The sequence below is a fragment of the Streptomyces sp. NPDC055078 genome (assembly GCF_053607985.1).
Map to the genome: position 1 here is coordinate 1 of NZ_JBSGUP010000818.1, position 3,246 is coordinate 3,246.

Below are 3,246 nucleotides of genomic sequence, written 5' to 3' on the forward strand. Positions count from 1 at the left end.
GCCCCGGCCCGCGCCCGCGCGTCAGGCCACCGCACGCGCGTCAGGCAACCGCACACGTGTCAGGCGACCGCCCGCATGTCAGGCCACCGCGCCCGCGACCCCGGTGCGGCCGTCGGGGACGCCGACGATCGTCACGATGACCTGCTTGCGGATGGCCTCGCCGAGCACACCGGCCAGTGCGTCGGTGGTGGTGGCGACCAGGCGGGCGGGCGCGTCCGGGACCTCGGGTAGGTGGTACGCGGCCTCGCGCATGCTGAGGGTGACGAGAGGTGTGTCGTTGTCGGTCGGGTGGCCGCCGACGCCCCGGCGGTGCTGCGGGATGCCGATCAGGTCCACCCCGACGAGGCGGCGGAACTCCTCGCCGTAGACGGCACCGACCGCGTCGGCCAGGGCGCTGATCAGCTTCGGCTCTACCGTTCCGTCGAGGGTCTCTTCGCGGATGTGCACGCTGAAGTGGGGCATGGTGGCGACTCCGTTCACGCGGATACGTACGATGGAGGCAAGCTTGCTTTGTGAGCAAAGCAAAATACCTTTGAGGGCAAAGGTAACTGCGAAGGGGTGTGCGATGTCAAGGCCCGAGGCGAGCGGTGCCGCTCATGCCGCTGAGGGCGGCGAGAACAGGGTCCAGGGCGGCGGGAACGGGGTCGATGACGCCGTCAGGGCCCTGCTGCTGCTCATGCCCCGGATGGTGGGCCGGGTGAAGAAGATCCCGGTGCCCGATGCGCTCCAGTCCTTCGCGCTGGCGCCGCGCCATCTCTCGCTGCTCTCCTACCTGCTCTTCGACGGGCCGATGACCGTGAACGAGCTGGCGGACCGACTGCGGGTCGCGCCGACGACGGTGAGCCTGCTGGTCGGCGACCTGAGCCGGAAGGGGATCCTGGAACGGCACGAGGACGAGGCGGACCGGCGCCGCCGGATCATCCGCATCGCGGCCGACCAGCAACCCGCGATCACCGCCTGGCTCGCCCCGGGCGCGGCAGCGTGGCGCAAGGCACTGGCACCCCTGACACCGGATCAGCGGCAGTTGTTCATCGACACCCTGCTCGCGTACGAAGCCGCGGTCGGGGACCCTTGAGGCCGCGGTCGGGGGTGCGCCGGGGAGAGGCCCGCCGGCCGGAAGAGCCTGTGTCCAGCCGACTGCTCGCCCGGACCGCCGACCACACGCACCGCTGGTGGCCGACGGGCTCCCGCACCGCCCTGCGGGCGGACCGCGCTGCTTGCGCGACCCGCCCTAGCCGCGTGATCCGCGGGTCGTGAAGGCCGCGGTGACGACGCCGACCGCCGTGATGACCGCCACTCCGAGCACCATGTACCGGGCCGAGTCGAGCAGGGACGAGCCGCCCAGGCTGACCAGGGTGCCCGCGATCGCGGAGGCGACGGAGTTGGCGATGAGCTGGGTGGTGTTCAGGGCCGCCGCGGCCTTGCTGCCCTCCTGTTCGTCCTGGGTGCTGCGGAGTGCCGCCACGCTCAGGTGGGGGAACGCCAGGCCGATCCCGGTGCCCGCGATGAAGAGGAGCACGGTGAAGAGGATGACGAGCGCGACGGACGCGCTGTCGACCTGGAGCGCACCGTAGGCGACCAGCCCGGCGGTCAGGATGACGGGACCGAGCCGGATGGCCAGGTTCCGCGCCCGCTCGGTGGCCAGGCCGACGCTGAAGAGCTGGGCGACGACCCAGCCGACGGAGAGCGCGGCGCCGAACAGCCCGGCGGTCAGCGGGCCGAGGCCGCCGAGTTCCTGTCCGAACAGCGGGATGAACGTCTCGGTCATCACACCCGCGCAGACCGCGGCGACGGTCAGATACACCCACTTGAGATTGTTCCCCCGGCGGTAGGTGAGCCTCGGGAGAACGGTCGCCGTCCGCCCGCGCCTCTCCATCACGACGAACAGCGCGATCAGCGTCGCACCGACCACGAGGGACGCGACGGTCGCGTACCCACGGGGCAGCGTCGAACTGACACTGAAGGACGTCGCCGCGAGCGTGAGGAGGACCAGCGAGGACCAGGGGATCGGCGCGATCTGCCCGGCGGCCGGCTTCTCGCGGGGCAGGGCCTTGGGGGACAGCGCGGCCAGCACGAGGGCGGCGACGAGCAGCAGACCGTACGCCCAGCGCCAGGCGCCCAGTTCGGCGAAGAGTCCGCCCAGGGCGGGGCCGACGAGCGTGCCGGCACCCCACATCGCCGAGATCAGCCCCGCCGCACGGGTCCACAGCCGGTCGGGGAGAGCGCTGCGGATCACCGCGTAGCCGAGCCCGGCGACCAGTCCGCCGCCGAAGCCCTGCACCACCCGGCCGACGATCAGCATCTCCATGGTCGGGCTGACCGCGTTGAGCGCCGCGCCGAGGGCGAAGACGGCGAAGCCCGTCACATAGGCGCGGGCGGCCCCCATCGTGCCGAGGAATCTGCTCACCAGCATCGAGGCGATGACGGCGGCCATGAGGAACCCGGTCGCGACCCAGGCGTAGTAGTCGGCGCCGCCGATGTCCTCGACGATGGATGGCATCAGCGCGGCCGTGAAGTAGAGGTTCATCGCGTAGAGCGCGACACCGCCGGCCAGGATGAGAACAGCGGTCAGATACGGCGGACGGAAGAGGTCTCCCCAGCCATCACCCCGTCGTTCTTGCAGGTCGGATTCAGTTGGATCGGCTCCCGACGGTGAGGAGGAGACGGCGGAATTCGGTGAGTCGGCCATGGCGAAGTACGCTATGACTTCAAGTGAACTTGAAGTCAAGGTGGCTGATCGTGAAGACTCCGCGAGACCTGCTGACCGTCGGCGAAGTCGCGAGCCGGGCAGGGATCGCCACTTCCGCGGTGCGCTTCTACGAGGACCAGGGACTGATCACGTCCGAGCGGACGGAGGGCAACCAGCGCCGCTACCGGCGGCATGTGCTCCGGCGTATCTCCCTGATCCTGGTGGCCAAGCGGATGGGTGTCCCGCTGGCCGAGTTGGTCGAGCTGTTCGCGTCGCTGCCCGACGACCGGATGCCCGCCAAGCGCGACTGGCAGCGCATCTCACAGCGCTGGGCCGATCAACTGGAGGCCCGTAAGCGGGCGATCGAGGAGCTACAGCGGGAGATCACCGGGTGTATCGGGTGCGGCTGTCTGTCGCTTCAGCGGTGCCGGGTGCTGAACCCTGAGGACGAGCTGAGCCGGCAGGGGTCGGGGCCCCGGCGGCTGCCCCCGGCGTGACCGGGGCCGGGCCGCGCGGGCCCGGTCACGCCGAAGGCCGAGCCGGGGCAGGGGCAGGGG

The 3,246-nt window shown here is 70.9% G+C and carries 4 protein-coding genes; 2 read left to right on the forward strand and 2 right to left on the reverse strand.

Annotation, left to right across the window (positions count from 1 at the left end; translation table 11 throughout):
- Positions 1-78: 78 nt before the first annotated feature.
- Positions 79-462: a hypothetical protein gene (locus tag ACWF94_RS37165; RefSeq protein ID WP_453499121.1), complete on the reverse strand. Its 384-nt coding sequence runs from the start codon at positions 460-462 to the stop codon at positions 79-81.
- Between the two features lie 214 nt (positions 463-676).
- On the opposite strand from ACWF94_RS37165, the gene ACWF94_RS37170 reads away from it, so the two are divergent.
- On the forward strand, positions 677-1,075 hold the full coding sequence (locus ACWF94_RS37170) for a MarR family transcriptional regulator (protein WP_453499125.1): 399 nt from the start codon (positions 677-679) through the stop codon (positions 1,073-1,075).
- A gap of 156 nt (positions 1,076-1,231) precedes the next feature.
- On the opposite strand, the gene ACWF94_RS37175 is transcribed toward ACWF94_RS37170, so the two are convergent.
- Complete coding sequence (locus ACWF94_RS37175) at positions 1,232-2,689, reverse strand: MFS transporter (RefSeq protein WP_453499123.1); 1,458 nt, start codon at positions 2,687-2,689, stop codon at positions 1,232-1,234.
- Positions 2,690-2,736: 47 nt separating this feature from the next.
- On the opposite strand from ACWF94_RS37175, the gene soxR reads away from it, so the two are divergent.
- Positions 2,737-3,186 carry a redox-sensitive transcriptional activator SoxR gene (soxR, locus tag ACWF94_RS37180; protein WP_453499127.1) on the forward strand — a complete coding sequence of 150 codons (450 nt, stop codon included), beginning with the start codon at positions 2,737-2,739 and terminating at the stop codon, positions 3,184-3,186.
- Positions 3,187-3,246 lie beyond the last annotated feature (60 nt).

Excerpts from the sequence above, each read along its gene's own strand:
- ACWF94_RS37175 (WP_453499123.1), bottom strand. The coding sequence starts at position 2,689 with ATGGCCGACTCACCGAATTCCGCCGTCTCCTCCTCACCGTCGGGAGCC.
- ACWF94_RS37165 (WP_453499121.1), bottom strand. The coding sequence starts at position 462 with ATGCCCCACTTCAGCGTGCACATCCGCGAAGAGACCCTCGACGGAACG.
- ACWF94_RS37170 (WP_453499125.1), top strand. The coding sequence starts at position 677 with ATGCCCCGGATGGTGGGCCGGGTGAAGAAGATCCCGGTGCCCGATGCG.